The organism is Sphingobium sp. B2D3C (assembly GCF_025961835.1).
Taxonomy (GTDB): Bacteria; Pseudomonadota; Alphaproteobacteria; order Sphingomonadales; family Sphingomonadaceae; genus Sphingobium.
The window spans coordinates 2,535,379-2,558,314 of the sequence record NZ_JAOQOK010000001.1 but is presented as its reverse complement, the minus strand read 5'-3'; the positions used below and the strand labels follow the sequence as shown (position 1 = coordinate 2,558,314).

Here is a 22,936-nt window from a genome sequence, read left to right as displayed (position 1 = left end):
ACGCGCACTAGGACATGAAGAAGGCGAGATAGATATGCGGATGATGACATCGATGGCACTGGTTCTGGCGCTCGCTGCAACGAGCCATGCCTCCCCATCGCTTGCCCGCGACGCGGTGTCGTCCAGCGATCAGGCCAGCGAGCACGTGCGCACCAGAATGGCGCTGGCCGACGGCTGGCAGTTCAATCTGGTCGGCGAGGCCGGTCCCGCCGCGCATGACCCGAAGCCGGAGAACTGGAAGCCGGTCTCGGTGCCGCACAGCTGGAATCGCGTCGGCTATTATCTCTCCGACCCGGAAACACATGTGAATTCGGCGGAGACAGTCAACAAGATCCAGGGCGTCGGCTGGTATCAGCTGACCTTCACGCCCGCCGCGGCGAATGCGGGCAAGCGCGCCTTTCTGGAATTCGATGCAGCCAGCCGGACGGCCGAGGTGTGGCTGAATGGCGTGCGCTTGGGTGAGCATCGCAATCCGTTCGGTCGCTTCCGCCTGGATGCCAGCAGCGTGATCCGCTTCGGCGAGCCCAATTCGCTCTACGTGAAAGTTGACAACACCCAGCCGCGTCTGGGGAACAGCACTGAGGACGTGCTGCCGATGACCGGCGATTTCTTTGTGCGGGGCGGGCTGTATCGGCCCGTCAGTCTCGTCATGACCAATCCGGTCCATATCGACATGCTCGATCATGGCGGGCCGGGCATCTACGCGGCGACCCGCAGCGTTCAGAGCGGCCAGGCGACTATCGATCTGCTCGCGCGGCTCAGAAACGACAGCGCCTCCGCGCAGCCGGTGACGATCGACGCGCAATTGCTCGATCATCGCGGCAAGGCGGTCGCGACATGGCGCGAGACGGCGCAGCTGGCCGCTGGCGCGGTCAGGGAGATGCGCGGCGCGCTGGTCGTCGCCAATCCACATCTGTGGAACGGCACGGCCGATCCCTATCTCCACACGCTGCGCTTCGAGATGCGGTCTGCCACCGGCGAACTGCTCGATGCACTGGACCAGCCCTTCGGCATCCGCACGCTGAGGCTCGACCCGAAGGAGGGCTTTTTCCTCAACGGCAAGCGTACGCCGCTCGTCGGCGTGGGGCTGCATCAGGACAATGAGGCTGCCGACTGGGCCATGACGCCCAAGGACGTGGCAGAGACGGTGGACATCATGCGGGATATGGGCGCCAACTCCCTGCGCCTCGCCCATTATCAGCACGGCCAGCCGATCCACGACCTCGCAGACCGCTATGGCCTCATCCTGTGGGACGAGATCGCGCTGGTGACGGCTTGGACCAATGCGCGCGACCAGACCGAAGCGCCGGCGGGCATTCGCGAGAATGCGCGGATGCAATTGCAGGATCTCATCAAGCAGAATTACAATCACGCCTCGGTCGCGGTGTGGGGCATCGCCAATGAAGTGGATTTCGGCCCGGGCCGGCCGGACTTTCTGGGCCGCCCACCGGAGGTGCTGGCCAATCCGCGCCCGCTGCTTGACGAGCTGAACGCGCTGGCCAAATCGGTCGATCCGCTACGGCCGGTCGTGCTGGCGCAATGCTGTGAAGGGCGAGGCATGCCCGACGTGCCGCCCGTTGCGGAGTCGGTCGATGCCGTCGGCGCCAACCGTTATTATGGCTGGTATTATGGCGAGCCGGATCAGCTTGGCGCGCATCTCGATGAACTGCGCGCCAAGCGACCCGATCAGCCGATTTCGATCAGCGAGATCGGGGCTGGCGGCGCGGCCAACATGGCATCGGACAATCCGCTGGGCGGCCCGATTGAATCTGCTGGGCGGACCCAGCCGGAAGCCTTCTTCTCCTGGTATCATGAGCAGAGCTGGAAGGTGCTCAAGGATCGGCGCGATCTTTGGGGCATCTGGCTGTGGAACGGCTTCGATTTCGGCTCGACGGTGCGGCGCGAGGGCGATGCGCAGGACATCAATACCAAGGGCATCGTCACCTATGATCGCAAAATCAGAAAGGACATTTTCTACTTCTATCGCGCGAACTGGTCCGACAAGCCGACCGTCCACATCAACGGCCGTCGCTATGTGGACCGCGCCTATCCCGTCACCGGCATTCGCGTTTACAGCAATGCCCCGGAGACCCTGCTCACGGTGAATGGCCGCACGCTGGGCGGTCTGAAGGATTGCCCCGACAGTGTATGCGTATGGCCGGCCGTGCGCCTGAAGCAGGGCGGCAATGTCATCGAAGCCCGTGGCGTGTTCCCGTCCGGCCCGGTCATGGATCGGATCGACTGGACCGTCGCGCCGGCGCAGGCCCGCAGCTTCCGCATCGACAGCGGCGCGCTCGTCGCCGCGCGCGCGGACGTGAAGTTCGGCTCGGATGAATTCTTCGTCGGCGGTACGGCAGGCACGACCGATCAGCCCGGCGGACGCGGCCGCCAGGCCGTCCTCGCCGAGATTAGCGGAACGGATCGCCGCGATGTGGTCGCGAGTTTTCGGCAGGGGAAGGCGTTCCAATACCGAATCCCCGCCGCCGATGGCCGTTACCGCGTCACGCTGAGCTTTGTGGAGCCAGACAAGGGCGTCGGCGAGCGGCGGTTCAGCGTCACCGCCAATGGCAGGCCGGTCCTGCAAGCCTATGACATTCGCGCCCGGGCTGGCGCCGTCCGCGCGGCCGTGCGTGAGACGTTCGACGTCGATGTGACGGGCCAGATGCTGACGCTGCAGTTCAAGGCTTCCGTTGGCGAGGCGGTGGTTTCCGCCATTGAGGTCGAACCGGTTGGTAACTGAGCCGGATTCTGGCGTTGCCCGTCGCGCTGTAGTGGCGGGCGCGGTGTCTGCGTTCGCAGCAGGATGCACGCCTTCGCTGGTTCGGCCCGCGGCAGAAGCGAGGCCGCTCGGACTGGCGAGCATCACCGTCGCGCAGGCGCTCCAGCGCGACTATGCGGGTACCCTCAAGGCCGCCAAAGCGATGGGGTACACCCATTTCGGTTTCCCGCTCGCCGCGCTCTCCCCCCGCCAGCCGCCGGCGCCCGATCCGGTCGAGGTCGCCGCGATGGTGCGGGATGCCGGTCTGTCGGTCGGCGTCGTGCGGCTGGGTTACGGCGTGGCGCCGGCAATGCAGATGGCCACAGCGCGCAAGATCGGCGCAACGATTGTCGCGCAATCGGCCGCGCCGGTGTTCTTCGAGGGCGCGGTCCCCGGCAAGACGACGCGCGCGGCGTTCGAGGCGTGGCTGCCGCGACTAAACGATCTTGCGCGCGCGGCACATGAAGAAGGCCTGCGTCTGGTTTTCCACAATCACGGCTGGGACCATGTTCCGCTCGAGGGAAAGACCCCGCTCGCGTTGATCGCGGAGCGGTTTGCGCCCGGCGAGGTGGATTTCGAGATCGATCTGGCATGGGCCGCCTTGGGCGGCGCCGAGCCTCTGAGGCTCGTCCGCGCGCTGGGGCCGCGCGTCCTCACCATGCATTTCAAGGATGTCGATCCATCGCGCGGGCCATCGGAGCATGACCGGCTGGTCCCGCCGGGCGATGGCATATTGAACTATGCGCGGCTGATACCGCTGCTCGATAGGATGACCAACGCGATCGGCTATGTCGAAGTCGATGCGCCGGAGGACGAGATTGCAGCCGCCGGCCGGGGCGCGGTGTTCGTGCAGCGCGTGCGGCGAGGCTCGGTCTCGGACCGCTGATAGCCGACACATTCAGGGGAGGGGTCTGTGATGAAAGTTCTGGTTCGCGCGGCTTTGTTTGGCGCCACCGCCTTTGCGGCATGGGGGCCGGCCGCCGCTCAGGATAGCGCGTGGAAGGCGGGGGCGGCGAAAGTCGAGACTACACCCGATGCGTCCACGCTCAGCCCCGGCGACATCATTCGTGATCCCCTCTACGTCCGCGCCCTTGTCATCGCCAATGACAAGAACTGCGCAGTCCTTGTCGGCGCCGATCTGATCGGCATATCCGACGCGGTCGCGGAGCAGGCGATCGCCCAAGCGGCAAAGATCACGGGGTGCCCGCAAGAGAATTTCGTCGTGTCGGCCACTCATACGCATAGCGCATCCGGCTCGTCGCGCTTGCGCGCGGGTGCGGGGCGGGACGCGGCCTTGGCCATCGTCAAGGCGGTGACAATGGCCAAGGCCGCGTTGCGGCCTGCCACAATCGGCTTTGGCACGACGCAGGTGGACCTCAACATCAATCGCGACCTGTTGCGGGACAACCGCTGGGCACAGGGGGCCAATCCTGACGGACCATCCGACAAGACATTGGCAATTCTTGAAGCGCTGGGGGAGGATGGCCTACCGATCGGCGTCTATCTCAACTACGCCATGCACCCGATCAATTTCTACATGTCGGGCGTGGTGAGCGCGGACGTGCCGGGCGAAGCCTCGCGCTATATCGAGCGGCGCTATGGCGACGCCACGGTGGCAATTTTCGCGCAAGGCGCTTCCGGTGACCAGAACCCCAGATTCACGCGGGCGCAGAACAGATTGAGTCGCGTGCGCACGGGCGTGCCCGGCGCGTCGGACATGCGCGTTCTGGCAGAGGGCCAGCCGAGCGCTGGGGTGTCGATGGCGGACCGTATGGCCGCGTTGGGCAGCCCTGTGCCAGCGCAAAGGCAGGCGGACTATCTTGCTGCGGTCGAGGACGTCAGCCAGATCGTCGCGGCAGGGGGAGCGCTTCTCGGGGAGAGCGCCATCGATCTCATGCATTTCGGCACGTTGGCGCGCAGCCGGCAGGGGGTGATTGCGGGCGCGGTCAGGCAGTTGCAATGTCCGGGGCGAGACCGGCTGGACCGGGACAATCCCGTCCGGGAAGGCGCCGCTCCGCCTTATGCCGACGGGGAACCGGTGACGATCCGCGCGGGCATGCTGAAGATCGGCCCGGTCTATATCAGCGCGATCAATGGCGAGGTCTACAGCGAGATCGGCACGCGTCTCAAGCGTTCCACCCCTAGCTTGCAATTGATGATGACCTCGCTGGCCAACGGATCGGCCAATTCCGGCTATATTTATTCCGACGCTGCGCGCTCGCATTTGACCTTTCAGGTCATTGGGTCTCGCCTGCAGCCGGGCTGCGCCGAAGACGCCATCGTGAGATCCGCACTCGAGATGATCGACGAATTGAAATGACGGGGCGGGCGAGTCGGTCGTCCCTTTGAACTCGCTTTATTGGTCAGGCAAATGTCGGTGAGTATCCCGACGCCCGTCCCATTCCGCCGATCCTGCAATAAAATACAAGTAAAATCCGAGCGTTGTGAAGGTGGGGGTCTCATTCTTCTTGGCCGCGCAGTCATCGTCCCTCTGTCCGCGTGCTGACCAAATTGTCATTGCAATTGCTATATTGTCGTGCAAACTGGTAAAACCAATAAGGGCAAACAGGGAGAGGGAATGTGCGCCTGAAAGCATGGATGCTTGCCGGTGGCAGCGCGATAATCATCGCCACGCCCATGGCGGCAATAGCTCAGTCTCAAACATCATCTACGGCTGCGCCGCAGTCTTCGGCATCGTCGCAAGAAGAAGGTGGCGTCGAGCAGATCATCGTCAGCGCTTCGCGCATCGATCGTGCAGGGTTTATTGCGCCCAGTCCGACCGTCGTCATCGGCGCAGAGCTGTTGCAGGACAGGGCGGCGGTTAACGTGGCCGACGTCATCAACGAGGTTCCGTCCTTCCGGCGCAGTCAGGCCCCGGAAAGCGGCGGCATCGGCAATTCCGGCGCGAACAATGCCGATTTGCGCGGCCTGGGCGCGGTGCGCACGCTTGTCCTCCTGGACCGGATGCGCTTGCCGGCCGTCAATGTGCCCGGTTCGGCAGTGGCCGGAGCGACCGACCTCAATCTCATTCCCTCGGCCCTGATCCAGCGCATCGACGTGGTGACGGGCGGCGCGTCTGCGGCTTATGGCTCGGATGCCGTTGCTGGCGTGCTCAACCTGCAGCTCAATACCCGGCTGGATGGCATCAAGGGTTCGGTGCAATGGGGGCAGACCAAATATGGCGACGCCGATGACATGTTCGCGTCGCTCGCGTTCGGGACGCACTTTGCCGGCGGTCGCGGCCGTTTCGTTATCGGTGGCGAATATGGCAGCAATGACGGCACAGACCTTTTCAACGACAAGCGGCCGTGGGGAAGGCGGAACGTCAGCAGCATCACACTCCCGACAAATCGTGCAGCCGGTCTGCCGGCCAACCTGATTACCGACGATGTGATTTTCGGCATGTTGACAACGGGTGGCCTGATCAGCCCGACCGCTGCCACCAATCCAGCGGCGCTGCGCAATCTGCAGTTCGTTGTCGGACCGAATGGGACCGTGACGACCGCACCTTTCAATGCCGGGCTTTATCAGGGCCAGATTGGCACCAACATGGTCGGCGGAACCAACGTGTCGCCCTATCAGGTGCTCCGCGCCAACACGCAGCGCTACAATCTTGCCGCGCATGCCGAATATGATCTCTCTGACAGCCTGACGCTATGGGCGCGCGGACTCTACTCCAACACCGAGGCGCAGAATATCAGCGCCCAGATCCGAGCAGCGACGGGCGGGACGACCGGTTTCCTCTCGATCAGCCGCAACAATCCCTATCTGCAGCAGGCGCTGACGCCAGCCCAGCTCGCGCTCATCCCCGCCAACGGGTCGCTGACGGTCGGCTATCTCGGCAATGATTTCGGCCCGCCGATCCTGCGCAACGCCAGTAAGACCTACAGCCTGTCCAGCGGCTTGCGCGGCGAGCTGGGTGGTTCCTGGCGGTGGGATGCGGCCGTTCAATATGGCCGTAACAGAAGCTCGCTGGACCAGGCCAATACGCCCATCACCGCGAATTTCCTGAGCGCGGTCAATGCCGTAACCTTGAACGGGCAGATCGTCTGCGCAAATGCCGCGGCCCGCGCGGCCGGCTGTCAGCCGATCAACATTCTCGGGCGTGCCAGCTATTCGCCGGCAGCCTACAATTACGCGTTCGGCACGACCCACGCAGTGGCGGAAACAACCTTGTTCGAGGCGAATGCCAACCTCAATGGGGATCTGTTTTCGCTGTGGGCGGGGCCGGTTTCGGCAGGCATCGGCGCTTCCTACCGGCGTGAAACCTTCGTCACCGACGCGGACGATCTGAGTCAGGCCGGTGCCTTCATGGCGCGCGCACCCCGCGATTTTCCGAAGGCGAGCCAGTCGGTCAAGGAGGCCTATCTCGAGACGATCATTCCGCTGTTGAGTGCGGACTGGGTCACGGGCTCGCTTGAATTCAACGGTGCCATCCGCCTGACGGACTATAGCGTCTCCGGCGAGGTGACGACGTGGAAAGCGGGTCTGGTCTGGAAACCGATCCCCGACATTCTGTTCCGGGGCACGCTCTCGCGGGATATTCGCGCACCCAGCCTGACGGAACTGTTCACAGCGGCCGTGGCGACTGTGCCCCGCCCGATCTATGCCGATCCCCGCGCCGGGTTCGCCGGGCAGCCCTCTTATGCGTATGACGTCGTCACGGGCGGCAATGCCGGCCTGACCCCGGAAATCGCCAAGACGTTTAGTGTAGGCGCTGTGTTCAACCCGCAATTCCTATCGCGGCTGAACATCTCGGCGGATTATTTCCAGATCAAGATCCAGGACGCCATCGGCGCAACCGGAGCGGGCACGTCGCTGACCAACTGTCTGGGCACGGGCACGGCGGATCTGAGCAGCCCCTATTGCTCGCTGATCACCTTCGCCAATAACGATCCTGCGAACGGCGCTGTGCTCTCGGTGTTGGCACAGAACGCCAACTTTGCCGAATTCAAGACCCGCGGCATCGACATGGCGTTGTCCTACATGCAGCCGGTCGATGAGATATTCGCCGGTGCGCAAGGACGCATCACGCTCAGCGCACAAGCCACCCGCACGCTGGAATATCGCTCGACCTTCGACGTTTCGCTGGCCTACCCTAATGGTGTGAACCGTGCGGGGCAGACCGGTGCGATCTTCGGCGGGACAGCTGGCGTGCCGAAGTGGGTGGTGAACACTTCTCTCGCCTATCGCGGCACGCGGTTGGAAACGAGCGTCAACTTCCGCTGGATCAGCCGGAGCAAGTTCAACAACGCCTTCATCGGGCCGGACGAGCCGGGCTACAGCCCGACGCTGATCAACAGCATCAACAACAACATCGTCCCAGCGCGCGGCTATGTAAACCTGAGCGTGGCCTACAATGTGGGTTCGCAAGACCGGAAGGTGCAGATCTATGGCACGGTCAACAACCTGTTGAACCAGGAGCCGCCGCTCCCCGCCGTCAATAACAACGCCTGGTACGATCTGCTGGGCCAGAGCTTCAGGGTCGGGGTCCGCTTCGATCTCTAGAGGTTCTAAAAACTGAATGCAGTGGGAGGGGCAGATGCGCGCATTGGCAGGGATGAAACGGCTCGGCACGAGCCTGACAATTCTGGGTCTGGAGCTCTCATCTGCCTCCCTCCTTCACGCTCAGTTGCCCGGGCTGGCGGCACTGCATGTCGCGACGGCACAGGGGCAAATTCAGGGCGTCGCCACCGAAACCGGGGCAGCCTATCTGGGCGTGCCCTATGCGGCGCCGCCGGTCGGAGAGCTGCGGTGGCGATCACCGGCCCCGCCGCGCGCCTGGGCCGGCGTGAAGCAGGCCGACCATTATGGTCCACCCTGTGCTCAGGCGCCGCTGCGCGGGCAAACCGCGGTATCCAGCATCAGCAGCGAAGATTGCCTGACCCTCAACATTTGGGTGCCACATGTGTCGGCGGATCCAAAGCTGCCGGTCATGGTCTGGGTCCATGGCGGCGGTTTTCAGAACGGCATGGGCAGTAGCCCGACCTATGATGGTGTTGCCCTCTCCCGGCACGGGGTCATCGTGGTCACGCTCAACTATCGGCTCGGCGCGTTCGGCTTCTTCGCGCATCCACAGCTGACAGCAGAATCGCTCCATAAATCCTCCGGCAATTTCGGATTGGAAGACCAGATCGCCGCGCTGCGATGGGTTGCGGCGAACATCGCGCAATTCGGCGGTGATCCGGCCAATGTCACTCTGTTTGGTCAGTCGGCCGGCGGCGCCAGCGTTCTTGATCTGGTGACCTCCGATGTGACGGACGGGCTGTTCGCGCGCGCCATCATCCAGAGCGGCGCGGCGCGTAGCAGCATTGCGCCCCTCAATATGGCCGATGCGGAGCGGGAGGGCGAGAGCTTCGCCAACGGCCTCCCGCTATCGGCCTTGCGTGGCCTGGATACGGCGGCGGTCATCGAGATGGCGCAGGCGGCTGGCCAATCCGGCGCGCGCTTCTCGCCAGTGCAGGATGGCTACATCATCACCCGCGCCGCCACGGACGCCATCTCTGACCAGCGGCGCAAGCCCATCCCGCTGCTGATCGGCAGCAACGCGCGGGAAGGGCTGGCGGTTCTGCCGCCGGACAAGCTCGATGCTGCGATGGCCAGCGCGTTCGGTGCGAATGCGGCTGCGGCCCGCGCGGCTTATGGCTTGTCCGCCGCGATGCCGCCGGCGCCCGATCGCCTGATGGGAACGGTGGCGGAGCAATTCTCGACCGACAGCAGCTTTCGCTGCGGCGCCGTGCAGATCGCAGCAGCATCGGCAAGAGCGGGAGGGCCGGTCTGGCACTATCAGTTCGAGCAGTTCGTGCCCGGTCGTGAGGCGCGGGGCGCTGCGCATTCGTTCGAGGTGCCCTATGTGTTCGGCAATCTGCTGACCACGGGGTTTTCGGCTGCCGATTACAAGGCGGCCGACCGCCGTCTCTCTGATCTGATGGTCGAATATTGGACCAATTTCGCCAAGACCGGAAATCCAAATGGCGCAAAGCTGCCCGTTTGGCCGGCCTACCAGAAGGATCGCCGCGCCTATGCGCGGTTCTCCTCGGATCACCCCGGCGCGGTGGAACTCGGGACGGATCTGCGCGGCGAGATCTGCCGGCTTTTCCCCTGATCGATATCAACGAGGAGCAAGGATGTTATGAAGCGACCATTTGAGCCTGCCGTAAGAGCGCTGTCCCTGGCCGGTCTGGCCGCGCTGCTTTTCTCGGGAGCCGCGCCTGCGCTGGCCCAGAGCCAGGCCGGCGCGCAGCAGACAGCAGCAAAGCCGGCACCCAAGATGCGCTCGCGTTTGATGACGACGCTGACCGGGTGGGAAGTGGAAGACTATCTCAAGCGCAACGATGTCATTTTCGTGCCAGTTGGCCCGGTCGAGCAGAATGGCGGCAATCCAACGGATGTCGAATATGTCATTCCGCTCGCTTATGCGCAGGAACTGGCCGAGAAAGCCGACGGGCTCGTGATGCCCTACCTCGCTTATTTCTATCCGGGCGGGACGACGACCAGCCGGGGCACGGTGTATGTCTCGACATCCGACAGTCTGCCGTACCTCAAAGCGTTGACCCGCTCGCTCATTCGTCAGGGGTTCCGCCGCATCATTTTCCTTACCTCGCACGGCCCGTCCCAGCAGACCATGCTGCCGCTGGTCCGCGAAATTTTCGATGAAGAGCATGTTCCGGTGCTGTGGATGGGGACGGACATGGTCCGCAAGTCGGAGCCGGGTCAGCCGCGCCCCGGCTTCGGTGACGGTCCGCCCAATGGCCGCAACCTGGTGAGCTATGGCGCTTATCAGTTGGTCGGCCGTCTCAACGATATGCCGGTCGGCCTCAGCCAACCTGAGCATGAGATCGAGCGCGATCCCAGTGCCGTGTCGCGGTATGTCCCTCCGTTCAGCGGCACGCCTGCCGGCAGTTTCTATCCCGATGCGGTGCTGCACGGGGGCTTCGTCAAGCCGGTTACCGAACAGGAGCGCGCGCAGTGGGGGCGGGAGGGGGCCGACCTTATTCGCTCTCAAGTCGCCGCCTTTGACGTCAACGGCCTGCTCACCGAATTGCGCAAGCGCGACGAGTTCACCAAGAAGCTCGAGAAGAAATATGGCGATCTTCTGCCCGGCAGGAGGCGCTAAAGGCGGACGGCATCGCCCCGTCTGAGAACGGCGGGGCGATCCACAATCAAATGCGCGCTGTCCAACAATTGGCAGGGATTGCGCTGGCCAGTGCGCTGCCGACATGAGATGGGTCCGGCCATGCGGTTCAAGGGCCTTGATCTCAACCTGCTCTACGCGCTCAGCGTATTGCTCGATGAACGCAGCGTCTCGCGTGCCGCGGCGCGGGTCAATATCAGCCAGCCGGCCATGAGCGCGGCATTGACCCGTCTGCGCGAATATTTTGCGGATGACCTGCTGGTCCAGGTCGGCCGCCGCATGGTCCCGACCGCTTATGCCGAGAGCCTCCAGCCGCTGGTCTCCCAGTTGATCGAGCAGGCGGACCAGATCCTGTCGACCTCCAGCACGTTCGATCCGGCCATTTCTAACCGTCGGTTCCGCATCAGCGTGTCGGATTATATGATGACAGTGCTGATCGGCCCGCTGATGCGCAGCCTCGGGACGATCGCGCCGGGTATCCGCATTGATGTCTATCCGACGGGGCCCGATGCGACGAGCTTTCTTGAGAAGGGCGAGGTCGATCTGGTCATCTGCCCCGAGCAATATCTCTCCCCCGCGCACCCCAGTGAGATGCTGCTGGAGGACGAGCATGTCGTCATCGGCTGGGCGGACAATCCAGCGCTGGCAGGGCCGCTGGATCGCGAGACGCTCTTCTCGCTGGGTCATGTCGCCGTCCGCTTCGGCCAGTCGCGCGAGAGCACTTTTGCGGAGCAGCAGGTTTTTCCGCATCAGGACAAGCAGCGCACGGAACTCACGACGAACAGCTTTTCCAGCGTGCCCAGCCTGATCGTGGGGACGATGCGCGTGTCCTTCCTGCAGAAGCGGCTCGCGGATGCCTTTATCGATCAATTGCCGATCGTCGTGCGCCCGGACCCCCTTGGCCTGCCGCCGCTTCGGGAAATGGTCCAATATCATGCCGCCCGTGCGAATGACGCCGGGATCCTTTGGCTGGTGCGGCAGATGCACCATATCCTCCACACCGAATGACCTATCCATAATCTGGATGGAACTGTATCTGAACAATTCATTTTTCAGATTTTCTGCGCAGCGATAGAACAGGCCCAAGGCCCGCTTCGGGGCTGCCGTGCGCGCGGAGAGGGAGGTCGAAAGCTGCCGCACATGCTGTGCCTGCATCCGCGCTTCGCCCCTCTCATCAACATAATCATCGGACATAGACCATGCAGAGCCTGAACATTCTCGTCATCGGCGGCGGCATTGGTGGCCTGACCTCGGCCATCGCGCTGCGCAAGCAGGGGTTCTCCGTAACGGTGATCGAGCGTGATCCCAGCTGGAGCGTCTATGGGGTCGGCATCATCCAGCAGGGCAATGTCCTCCGCGCGGCGCACATGCTGGGCATATTGGACGACTATGCCGCGGCCGGCGTCGGTTTCGATGCCGTCGAGGTGTTCGCGCCCAATGGCGTTCAGGTGGCGCGGGTGCCATCGCCGCGCCTGCTGCCGGATTATCCCGCCAATCTGGGCGTCGGCCGCAGGCAGCTCCAGAAGGTGCTGGGCGATGCGGCACAAAGCGCCGGCGCCGAGATTCGCCTGGGCGTGACGGCGCAAGCGATCAGCGACGGGGATGACGCCGTCGAGGTGGCGTTCTCAGACGGCAGCGCAGGCCGTTTCGATCTGGTGATCGGCGCGGATGGCGTCTTTTCCAAGACGCGTGAGATGATCCTGCCGGACGCAGAAAAGCCGCAGTTCACAGGGCAGGCCGTGTGGCGCTATAATCTCCCGCGCCCGGCCGATCTCGATGCGCTGCAGGTCTATAACGGGCCGATTGGCGCCGGTCTCGTGCCGATCAGCCCGGACCTCATGTATCTGTATGTCACCACGCCGGAGCCGGGCAATCCCTGGTATCCGCGCGAGGGCCTGGCTGCAGCGATGCGCGCCAAGCTCGCCGGCTGCGCCCCGGCCTTGCAGGCGCTGGCCGAGCAGATCGTCGATGACGAGGAGGTCGTCTATCGTCCGCTGGAAGGCATGCTGGTCGAAGGCCCGTGGAGCAGGGGGCGGGTGGTGCTGATCGGCGACGCCGTCCACGCCACCACGCCGCATTTGGGGCAGGGCGCCGGCATGGCGATTGAGGACAGTATCGTGCTGGCCGAGGAACTGGCCCGTCACGCCTCCGTCGAAGAAGCGTTCGCGGCTTATCATGATCGCCGCTTCGAGCGCTGCGCCTACATCGTGCGCGCCAGCCTCGCCATTTGCATGGGCCAGATCGGAAAAGGCCCGCCTGTCGACAACGCCAAGGCCACCGCCGAAATGTTCGAGCGCACCGCCGAGCCGATTTGAAAGGAACTGAAGATGAGCCGCGTCACTGAAATTCGCTATGTCGGCTATGCCGTCACCGATTTTGCCACCGAGTCCAGCTTCTATGAGGGCCAATGGGGCCTTGAGCGCGTGCCCAGCGACGATGGCATGGCGTGGTTCAAGACGCAGGGGCATGACGAGCATCATGTCGTCCGCCTGCGGCCGAGCGAAGAGAACCGTGTCGATGTGATCGCCCTGGCTGCCGACAGCCGCGCCGATGTCGATGCGCTGTGCGAAAGGGTGCGGGCCTCGGCGGCCAAGCTGGTGAGCGAGCCGCAGGATTTGACCACGCCCGGCGGCGGCTATGGCTTCCGCTTCTTCACGCCCGATGGCCTGCTGATAGAGGTCTCGTCCGATGTCGCGCGTGGCGAGGCGCGCGAGATCACGCGCTGGGAAGGCCTACCGGTCAAGATCAGCCACATCGTGCTGCATTCGCCGGATCATCAGGCCGCCGTGCGCTTCTTCTGCGATGTCCTGGGCTTCAAGGTTTCCGACTGGCTTGGCGACTTCATGTGCTTCCTGCGCTGCAACAGCGCGCATCACCGCATCGCGCTGCTGCCTGGGCCGCCCTGCCTCAATCACGTTGCTTATGACATGACCGATGTCGACGGCATGATGGCGGGCATCAGCCGCCTCAAGCAGAACAAGACCGATATTCGCTGGGGGCCGGGGCGCCATACGGCCGGCGACAATACCTTCTCCTACTTTGTCACGCCCTCGGGCTTCGCGGTTGAATATACGGCTGAACTGGAAGACGTGGACTTCGAAACGCATGAGCCCAAGGTCCATGTGCCCGCGCCGCGCGTGATGGATCAGTGGGGGATCGGCGTCGGCGGTCCGCAGACCATGCCCCATCCGGAGGCCAATCCCGGCCTGTTCGTGGCAGTGGAGGCCTGATCGGTGGCGTTGTTCGAATATTTCCCCAACTACATCTGGAACCTCTCGGTCGCCATCGCGCTGGAGAGCGGCGGGCGCATCGGCGAAATCGTGGATATGTGCCAGCCGATCAAGGATGCCGCCGCCAGCGGCGCTGACGCCGGTACGCCGCAGTTCATGGCGCAATGGGTACGCGTGGCGGATACGCTGGTCAGCCTCGCCGATGAGGATATCGCCAAGGGCCGGGCCATCTCGGCATCCGAGAAGCTGGAGCGGGCTGCGCTCTACCTGCTCGTCGCGGAGCGGATGCAGGGCCATGGCTCCCCGGGGCGCGAGGAAACCTACGCCCGGGCGCTGTCGATCTTCGCCCAATCGACCGATCTCGGCAAGATCAACCGCGAACGGGTGGAGATCCCGCTCGGCGATGGCAGCATGATGTCGGCGCTCTACACGCGGGCGCCCGGCGAGGGGCCGCGGCCGGTGGTCGTCTACTGCAATGGCCTCGATAGCTGCAAGGAACTGCTCTACTGGTCGCGCCTGCCCGAGGCGCTGGCCCGACGCGGTGTCTCCACGCTCTGCGTCGATCAGCCCGGCACCGGCGAGGCGCTGCGGCTGCACAATCTGCCGGTCGATCCGCACAGCGAAAACTGGGCATCAAAAGCCGTCGACTGGCTGGAGACCCAGCCGGATGCCGACCCCAAGCGCATCGGCATGACGGGCATCTCGCTCGGCGGCCACTTCGCGCCGCGCGCCGTCGCCTTCGAGCCGCGCTTCGCCAGCGGTGCCTGCTGGGGCGCCAACCACAATTGGCGGGAAGTGCAGGACAAGCGCATCCGCCGCGAAGGCGAGAACCCCGTACCGCACTACTGGGCGCATGTGTTCTGGGCATTCGGTGCGACAGACATGGAGGATTTCCTCGCTAAATCCGAGGAGATGAACCTCAATGGCCGCATGGATGGCGTGCGCGTGCCCTTCCTGGTCACCCACGGCGCACATGACCGCCAAATCAGCGTGGAATATGCCCATGACTGCTACGCGCAACTGGTCAACAGCCCCCGGCGCGAACTCAAGATCTTCACCGAGCGCGAAGGCGGGGTGGAGCATGTCGGCGCCGACAATATGTCTTACGGGCGCGATTATATTGCTGACTGGTTCGCCGAGACGCTGGGTGGCCACACAGGTTGAACGGAAAGGAACTTCGTCGGGTGCTGACGTCGCTTCCCGCCGCCCGTCGTTTTCGCAAGTCGCCATGCCTCTTATTAGAATGTCTTGTTTCCGCATCCAGCAGGTTGGGAGCGTGATAAGGGGACTAAGTTCTGCGAGGTACGGCGGGTCGGTCTATTGTCGGTGCAAATCGTTTAAGGTTTTAGAGCGGACCGGCGCAGGCTCGCCTCCTTTCGGCACGGCCGAGAGTCAGGAAGACATCGAACGCATTTTATCCAGGGTTTCCATTGCGGATGCATCCCACAATATGAGGACTATCGAGCGCGCGCTGAATGTTTTGCGTGACGCAACGGCCGCGACGGGCAAGGTAGAGACCCGTGGGGGTCGCGCTCGCGCTGTGGGTGCTGCGCGAGCGCTGCCCGGACGGATGGCTGGTCGCGTTCTGGGAAGTGGCAGGATCGGACCATGAGACTGGGCGCAATGAGGGATTGCACGCCGCCTATAATGGCATTGTGAGACTGCTGCGCACCAGCGGAGGACTGTCCGAAGACGCTGCGAGGATGAAATGAGGCCGCTGCATTCCTATAACGGTCCCTCAACCTCCAATTGCGCAGGATCGAGTACGCATGGCCAATGGCTGGGCGCTCGAGGGCGCTGTTCAGAACCAAATCGAGGACAGCGTGAAAGACGCGCTGGCAACAGCGCGTGCTCGTATGCCGGCAGGTTCGGGTCGCGCCGATTGTGAGGGAAGGTGGAGAGCCAATCCCGCAGGCACGCCGCGAAGCTCTGCCCGGTGCCCGGACATGCGTGGCCTGCCAGTCTGGCCGCGACAAGCACCGGGCTTTTTCCTTGCATCAACCGGCGCGGCAGTAAGGATAGCCAACTGCGCTGATGGTGATCGGTCAAAATCTCACGCCATCGAGGCACTGCTGGCCGCAGTCGCCAATTTAGCAAACATTTAGCGTACAAATGCTGGAGTTCAGAAGCGGCCGTTCATTAATAACCCAAATGTCGTTTCGCCGAATTGTAGCGTCCCCAATACCGGATGGTCGGCTATTGATGGGCATTGCCGGCATGAAATCCTCAAATTTCAGATATGTACCAAATCGGGGCAGTCTCAATCCCGCGATAGCGGAGCCAAATCAGCCCCCCACGCATTGTGGTTAACGCGCATGCCATACAATGGTGGGCTGAGGGGGAGGAATGGTCACAATATCGAAGACCGAGGTGGCTGCAGACCACATATTTGCAGAACCGGACGGTGGGCGCCCGATCGATCAGGACGGACAATCTGACCGGGTTGCAGACGATCTGGACTGGATACTAAGCAAGTTCGCCGGTCGCGTCTTTGCGGACGAGGCGGTTCTTTCCCTTCATCGCGACGACAACAGCCCAGAGCTGCTTGCGCGAGTGAGCCCCAATCGCGCCCTGCTCTCCGATCCGCACTTGGCGGTGGCGATCGCCTGCCAAGATACCGACGCGCTTCATTACACCGGCCAAGGTGCGCGTGTTGCTTGGCACGAACTGACGCAGGTCGAGGAAGCGAAGCGTGCGATGACCTTGGCCGTGGCAGAACATGGCGGGCTGCGCCTGATCCTCACGGCGCTTTACCGCCATGCCAACATGGTCCAGCGGCTCGCCGCCGAACAGATGGCCAAGAAGCTGCAGCCCGTGCTTGCGGGCTATTTTCGTCTCTGGCTGCATGCGCGAAGCCAGCAGCGCGCCTTGATCGCCTATAAGTCGGCGCTCGACCTGAGCGACGTGGCGATTATCATTCTTGACGGCCATGGCGCGGTGATCGGCGAGAATGCCGTCGCCACGCTGATGTTCCAGAAGCGGGATGTGGTGCACAAGTCGCGCTATTCGCTTGTTGCCGTCAATCGCGGCGAGACCACCAAGCTGCACGCGGCCATGGACCATGCGTCGCACGATGGCGAAGCGGTGCTGATCAGCCTGAGCCGGAAGAATTATCGCCGGCCTCTCATGGCCCTTTTATCGCCGACATTCACGCGCCCGGAAATTTCCGCGGATCCTTCTTTCGTCCTGTGCATTTATGATTCGGACACGGACGTAACCCTGGCGCTCCAGCGCTGTTGCGACGCCTATCGCCTCACCAAGACCGAGGGTCAGCTGGTCCACCATCTGGTTTGCGGCCTCGCACTGAATGATGCTGCCGCCCGGATGAAAATCGCGGAGGCCACCGCGCGAAGTTATTTGAAACAAATCTTCGGAAAAACGGCCACCCATCGGCAATCTGATCTTATCAGGGTGATGTTATCGAGCATTGCTCGAACATCATTGGGTCATTTTTCCGCCCTCTGATTCAGAAGCCCGATTCCCTCTTATTATTCTGAGACTTTCGTTCGTCTTCACAATTATCACACTCACCCCCAAATGAGGGTTACTCATACAGCGCTATGAGGGGGGAAGAGATAGTTCGGTGGGGGTGAAGGTTAATTCGCCGTTAACCTATTCAGGGTGGGTCTCCGCGGAGGCGGAGTCGATGCGTCGATCGGGGAAAGCCCCGAGGGCGGCGTGGGAACCCTGAAAGGACGACAATCGATGAAAACTCTACTGATCACGGCCTCGGCCGCCGCGCTTATCGCGGCATCGCCCGCGCTGGCGCAGGACGGCAACACCGTCAGCGATAGCGGCAACAACAGCTGGATGGCCGAATCCACCACCACCACCAGCGACAGCGGCAACAGCGCCTGGACCGCAAACACGTCCACGAACGTGGCCACCAACACGGATAACAGCGTTGCCGACAGTGGTAACGATATGTCGAACAACTCGGTCAACACCGCCGACAGCGGCAACACGATGACGTCCGACAGCGGCAATTCTGCCTGGACGGCCAACACCACCACGAACACGGACAACAGTGTGGCGGACAGTGGCAACAGCGCCACCACAACCACCACCAGCGACAGTGGTAATTCGGCATGGACCTCCAATGCCACCACCAACACCGACAACAGCGTCGATGTGGCAGACAGCGGCAACGACATGTCGAATAACTCGGTGAACACCGCTGACAGTGGCAACACCACAACCACGACGAGCGACAGCGGCAACTCGGCCTGGACGTCCAACGCCACGACCAACACCGACAATAGCGTCGATATTGCCGACAGTGGCAATGACATGTCCGACAACAGCCTCACTGTCTCCGACAGCGGCAATGATATGTCGAACAACTCGGTGAACACCGCCGACAGCGGTAACACCAGCACGAGCGACAGCGGCAACAGCGCCTGGACGTCGAACACCACCACGAACACGTCCACGGACAACAGCGTCGCCGATAGCGGCAACGACATGTCCAATAATTCGGTGAACACGGCCGACAGCGGCAATGACTCGTCCACGCACGACATGTCGGACAACAGCTCCGCTTCGGGCGCGCAGGTTGCGGCCAACAATGGCGGCACGGCAACCGACAGCCGCGACATGTCCTCTCAGGATGACAGCTCGACCAACACCGTGGCCAGCAACAACAGCTGGGAAGACAATTCGGACAATTCCGATCACAGCTGGGCCTTCAGCGGCGGTGATACCGCAGCCGGTTCCGCCAAGTCGGATTCCGTCTTCGGTGACAGCGCCCTGGTCGCCAGCGCCAACCTCTCAAGCTATGTCACGGGCGTGAGCGTCAGCTTCGACGGTCGTGGCGGCGAGTCCCCGGTGGCTGATAACAGCATCCGCACGGGTGGCAGCGCATTCCAGAACTTTGCTGGCATGCAGGCGGTCAACCAGAACACCGGCGTTGGCGCATCGCAGAACGCGTCGGTGAGCGTGGCGGTCTCCGCGGGCGACATCACGCTTCGCTAAGCCTCTCCAACTGGCCGGCGATCTCCACCGCCGGCCAGTCTTTTTACATCATAAAGGGAGAGGATGCATGAACCGATTTCTATTCCGCCGGGCATGGCTTGTGACCTTGTCGGGCAGTTTTGCCTCGGCTGCCCTTGCGCAACCGCCATTTGAGGGCGCGGCGCCGCCCGTCGACGTCGCCACGCTCGAGCAGGTGACAGGCCGCGCGGATCTCAACCAGATCGCCCAGTCCGAGCATGTTACCGCCGTGTCGGACAGCAGCGTGAGCGGCAATTCCGTGACCGGGGCGGTGGCCATCGATGGGAACGCATTCCAGAACCTTTCCGGCCTCTCGATCATCAATGCCAATTCCGGCAACAACGTCGCGATCAATGCTTCGATGAACGTCAACATCGCCCTGCTGCCCGCACAATAATGGCGCGCATGCTCCTTGCCGCACTCATGCTGCTCTCCGGCTGCAGTGCGCAGGTGAGCGGAGGGCCGACGTTCCAGCTCGGAGCGGCGGGTCTCGGCGATGTCACGCCGCCTGTCACGTCGTTCGAGGACCGGCGTTTTTTGACGGTCGTTCGGCAGCAATTTGATTTCAGTTGCGGTTCGGCTGCGCTCGCCACGTTGCTGACTTATCATTATCGCCGGAGCAGGGCGGAAGCCGACGTGTTCAACGGCATGTGGCGCGTGGGAGACCGCGCGCAGATTACCCGGCTCGGCTTTTCGTTGCTCGACATGAAGCGCTATCTTGCCAATGCCGGCCTCAGCGCGGACGGATACAAGGTCTCGCTCGACCAAGTCGCTGCGGCAGGCGTGCCCGGCATCGCGTTGATCGAGGCGAACGGCTATCGCCATTTCGTCGTGGTCAAAGGCATCAGCGCGGAGGAGCTGCTGATCGGAGATCCGGCGCTCGGTCTGCGCACCATGTCGCGACCCGCGTTCCAGCGCGCTTGGAACGGCATTTATTTCGTGATCGGCGAGGATACTGCGGTGGGGCGCAGCGCCTTTAATGGGGATCGGCAGTGGGCGGCCTTCTCCCGCGCACCGGTCGGCGCCGCATTCGTTCAGCCGCTCAGCCAGCAAGCACTGGCTTTGACTGCGCCCTTCATGAGGGACTTCTAGCCATGAACCGCCATCTCATCTCGGCCGTTGCAGCAGTTGTCCTCTGCAACCCCGTCTTCGCGCAACCGCCGGTCGAGGGACACGCGCCGGTGCCGGAGGATGTTCTTGCCGAAAGCCGCGGCAAATTCCTCCTCCCCAACGGTGTGGAAGTCGCCATGGCCGTACAGACCGATACGAGCGTCGACGGGCAATTGCTCCTGCGCAGTGTCTTCACCGTCGACCAGGGCGCGCCGCGCCTTGCCATATACGCGCCACAGTCGACAAGGCAGTCCGGTGCGCCAGGCACCAGCGGCCCCTCGCAACACGCGGGCAACCCGGGTGATGTCTGGGTCAGTTTCGACCGCGAGAGCGGTGTCTCGCTCGTCGAGCGGAGCTATCGTCCGAGCGTCGGCGCCGTCACCGTGAGTACGGGCGAGCAGGCGGAGATCGGCCTCAGCCCCGATGGATCGACACCACTCCCGCTAGGCCCGGGCGATCGCGCGCAAACCCAGAACGGCACGGTCGGGCTCGATCGGCTAGGCAGCGGTTTCAAGGTGACCTTGTCGCAGCAGGATCTGGAGGTCAGCCACGTGTTTGGGCTGGCCTTGGGCAGTGTGCTCCTCAACAGCGGTAACAACCGTGCGATCGAGACCAGCACGACGATCAACCTCGATCTGATGAACGCCACGCCCGCGACCGTCGGCTCGGCCATGCCGAGGATCGACAGCATGGCGCTTGACGCGACGCGGGATCTTATTCGTTGAAGGAAGGACACAAATGACCAGAATAGGTCGGCTCCTGGGGGGAGTGGCAATGCTTGGCGGCGCACTGGCTGCATCACCGGCATGGGCCCAGCCAACGGGCACCGCGCTGCCACAGTCGAGCAAAGCCAGCCCCGAACTGAAGCAGGCGCTCAGCCTCATCGCCCGGCAGCAGCAGCAGTTGGAAGCGCAGGAGGCGCGTATTCGCGCGCTGGAGCAGCGCCTTGCCATGGATGCGCAACCAAGTGGCGCAACGGCGGCGCCATCGGCAGCAAATCCGCCGCAAACTGTCCAGTCCGCCAGCAACGCTGCCCCGCCGCCGCGCGCGCCCAATGGTGCGCCCCAGACCCCGGCTGGCCCCGTGGGGGAAGCGCCACCGGATATCGATCGCCCGCCCGAGGTCGCGGTGCTGGGAGAGCAAGGCAGCGTCGTGACCCGGCGCGGTCAGCTCACCGCCGAGCTTCAGCTCGATTATGCGCGGGCCGACCGCAACCGTGCGCTTTTCCGCGGCATCGAAGTGGTGGAGTCCGTGCTCGTTGGCGTGTTCGACATCAACGAGAGCCGGCAGGACGTGCTCACGGCATCCGCCGGCCTGCGTTATGGGCTCCTCGGCAATGTCGAGATCGGCGCCCGTCTTCCGTTCGTCTATCGCAATGACAAGTCGGTGCTGGCCCCGATTCAGGGCACGACGGGCGATCCCGATGCGGCGACCATCGATAGCAGTACCAGCGGCCGGGGGATTGGCGACCTTGAGCTGTCGGCGCGCTATCAGCTGAGCTCTGCGCGTGGCGGCTGGCCGTTCCTGATCGGCAATTTGCAGGTTGTGGTGCCCACCGGCACCGACCCGTTCGACATCTCTCGGGATACGCTGGGCCGCGCGACCCGTGCGGCCACGGGGTCCGGCTTCTGGGGTGTGACGCCGAGCCTGACCGCAATTCTGCCCAGTGACCCCGCCGTCCTGTTCGGCTCCATTGGCTACACCCGCAATTTCGGTCACGGGGTCGATACGGTCATCCCGCCGGTGCGTATCACCTATGTGAAGCCGGGAGACGCGATATCCGTCAGCATGGGGATCGGCGTATCATTGAACCAACGCACCTCGTTCAACCTGGGTTATGCGCACAGCTGGTCCTTCGGCACGCGCACCACGCAGCGCCTGCTGATGCCCACGATGGACTGGGGCGACCCGCAGGTGCAGACGGCGCGCGATCTCCAGATCGGCCGCCTGCTGTTCGGCGTAAGCTACCGCGCGACGGACCGCACGACGCTGAACTGGTCGGTCGAGGTGGGGGCGACCGAAGACGCCACCGATCTGCGCACGGTGCTGCGCATCCCGTTCGTGTTGTCGAGGGGCAGGTGACGCCGCGGAAAGTAGTTGGCGAGACGATCGCATTTTCGGGAGCACGGCCAGGCACCGCAGCTATCCAGGGATAGATGAAGAAGGGCGGTTGCTCGGTCTGGTATCGAGATCCGACGCGCTGCGCTGGCAAGTTGAAAGCGCACCGGGAGACGTGGCTTTGTCTGATGTCGTTTCGGATGCGTCACAGCCCTTTACAACCGCGCAGGCACCGGTTGGTGTGGTGGCCGATCTCATGGTCGCGACGGGCGTCGGGCGTGTTCCGATCATCGACCCGATCACCAGCAAGGTGATCGGTATTCTATCGCGACACGATTTGTTGAAGGCGCGACGGATCGGAAATGAGGCGAAACGCACCCGTGGCCGTTAAAATGACTTAGCACTGATCGAACGTCCGCTGTCGGGATGCACAGTTCCGAAGCCAAAGTCTCGAATTGGGTCGGGTCTCTCAGGGCGGGCTGAAACGTCCCGAATGACTGCTATTGGCTGGAGCAGTCGTTCAAGTAGGCCGACCCCAACGACCGGCTTTGATCGACTGTCGCAGGAAGCGAACGCGGATCGTGGGACATTGCAGTCAGCAGTGGATCATCTATTTGGTGTCAAATGCATTCGATACCGCGCCTCTTAAACCTG

At 63.2% G+C, this 22,936-nt stretch carries 18 protein-coding genes and 1 pseudogene; all 19 read left to right on the top strand.

All coding sequences use genetic code 11. The features are described 5' to 3' along the window. Window positions 1–34 precede the first annotated feature (34 nt). The 19 genes and pseudogenes from M2339_RS11890 (at window position 35) to M2339_RS11800 (ending at window position 22,673) form a co-directional block, all read left to right on the top strand. Complete coding sequence (locus M2339_RS11890) at window positions 35–2,740, top strand: glycoside hydrolase family 2 TIM barrel-domain containing protein (RefSeq protein WP_264586483.1); 2,706 nt, start codon at window positions 35–37, stop codon at window positions 2,738–2,740. Window positions 2,741–2,783: 43 nt separating this feature from the next. Further along, window positions 2,784–3,644: a sugar phosphate isomerase/epimerase family protein gene (locus tag M2339_RS11885; RefSeq protein WP_264586484.1), complete on the top strand. Its 861-nt coding sequence runs from the start codon at window positions 2,784–2,786 to the stop codon at window positions 3,642–3,644. A gap of 30 nt (window positions 3,645–3,674) precedes the next feature. Next, on the top strand, window positions 3,675–5,078 hold the full coding sequence (locus M2339_RS11880) for a neutral/alkaline non-lysosomal ceramidase N-terminal domain-containing protein (RefSeq protein WP_264606356.1): 1,404 nt from the start codon (window positions 3,675–3,677) through the stop codon (window positions 5,076–5,078). Between the two features lie 260 nt (window positions 5,079–5,338). Beyond that, window positions 5,339–8,266: a TonB-dependent receptor plug domain-containing protein gene (locus M2339_RS11875; protein ID WP_264586486.1), complete on the top strand. Its 2,928-nt coding sequence runs from the start codon at window positions 5,339–5,341 to the stop codon at window positions 8,264–8,266. A gap of 52 nt (window positions 8,267–8,318) precedes the next feature. Continuing rightward, window positions 8,319–9,863: a carboxylesterase/lipase family protein gene (locus tag M2339_RS11870; RefSeq protein WP_264606355.1), complete on the top strand. Its 1,545-nt coding sequence runs from the start codon at window positions 8,319–8,321 to the stop codon at window positions 9,861–9,863. Window positions 9,864–9,890: 27 nt separating this feature from the next. Continuing rightward, entirely contained in the window at window positions 9,891–10,874 is a 984-nt protein-coding gene (locus M2339_RS11865; RefSeq protein WP_264586488.1) for a creatininase family protein, read from the top strand. Between the two features lie 120 nt (window positions 10,875–10,994). Then, window positions 10,995–11,900: a LysR family transcriptional regulator gene (locus M2339_RS11860; RefSeq protein ID WP_264586489.1), complete on the top strand. Its 906-nt coding sequence runs from the start codon at window positions 10,995–10,997 to the stop codon at window positions 11,898–11,900. A 191-nt stretch (window positions 11,901–12,091) separates the two neighbouring features. Beyond that, complete coding sequence (locus M2339_RS11855; RefSeq protein WP_264586490.1) at window positions 12,092–13,207, top strand: FAD-dependent oxidoreductase; 1,116 nt, start codon at window positions 12,092–12,094, stop codon at window positions 13,205–13,207. A gap of 12 nt (window positions 13,208–13,219) precedes the next feature. Continuing rightward, a complete protein-coding gene (locus tag M2339_RS11850; RefSeq protein ID WP_264586491.1) occupies window positions 13,220–14,122 on the top strand; it encodes a VOC family protein in 903 nt (300 codons plus the stop codon). Window positions 14,123–14,125: 3 nt separating this feature from the next. Beyond that, the gene (locus tag M2339_RS11845; protein ID WP_264586492.1) at window positions 14,126–15,286 is read left to right on the top strand and encodes an alpha/beta hydrolase family protein; all 1,161 of its coding nucleotides are present in this window, start codon (window positions 14,126–14,128) and stop codon (window positions 15,284–15,286) included. Between the two features lie 356 nt (window positions 15,287–15,642). Further along, the gene (locus M2339_RS11840) at window positions 15,643–15,834 is read left to right on the top strand and encodes a hypothetical protein (RefSeq protein WP_181558605.1); all 192 of its coding nucleotides are present in this window, start codon (window positions 15,643–15,645) and stop codon (window positions 15,832–15,834) included. 57 nt (window positions 15,835–15,891) lie between these two features. Further along, window positions 15,892–16,157, top strand: a pseudogene (locus tag M2339_RS11835) (DksA/TraR family C4-type zinc finger protein). 311 nt (window positions 16,158–16,468) lie between these two features. Continuing rightward, entirely contained in the window at window positions 16,469–17,587 is a 1,119-nt protein-coding gene (locus tag M2339_RS11830; RefSeq protein WP_181558606.1) for a helix-turn-helix transcriptional regulator, read from the top strand. 240 nt (window positions 17,588–17,827) lie between these two features. Continuing rightward, window positions 17,828–19,096, top strand: coding sequence for a hypothetical protein (locus M2339_RS11825; protein WP_264576803.1), 1,269 nt, complete (start codon window positions 17,828–17,830; stop codon window positions 19,094–19,096). Between the two features lie 67 nt (window positions 19,097–19,163). Next, window positions 19,164–19,511 (top strand): hypothetical protein, encoded by a 348-nt coding sequence (locus M2339_RS11820; RefSeq protein ID WP_264586493.1) that lies wholly within the window; start codon window positions 19,164–19,166, stop codon window positions 19,509–19,511. 8 nt (window positions 19,512–19,519) lie between these two features. Continuing rightward, window positions 19,520–20,206 carry a C39 family peptidase gene (locus M2339_RS11815; protein WP_264586494.1) on the top strand — a complete coding sequence of 229 codons (687 nt, stop codon included), beginning with the start codon at window positions 19,520–19,522 and terminating at the stop codon, window positions 20,204–20,206. Between the two features lie 2 nt (window positions 20,207–20,208). Continuing rightward, window positions 20,209–20,949 (top strand): hypothetical protein, encoded by a 741-nt coding sequence (locus M2339_RS11810; protein WP_264586495.1) that lies wholly within the window; start codon window positions 20,209–20,211, stop codon window positions 20,947–20,949. Between the two features lie 49 nt (window positions 20,950–20,998). After that, window positions 20,999–22,306, top strand: coding sequence for a transporter (locus M2339_RS11805; RefSeq protein ID WP_264586496.1), 1,308 nt, complete (start codon window positions 20,999–21,001; stop codon window positions 22,304–22,306). Next, the gene (locus M2339_RS11800) at window positions 22,257–22,673 is read left to right on the top strand and encodes a CBS domain-containing protein (RefSeq protein WP_319801114.1); all 417 of its coding nucleotides are present in this window, start codon (window positions 22,257–22,259) and stop codon (window positions 22,671–22,673) included. Before M2339_RS11805 ends, M2339_RS11800 begins: the two co-directional genes overlap by 50 nt. Window positions 22,674–22,936 lie beyond the last annotated feature (263 nt).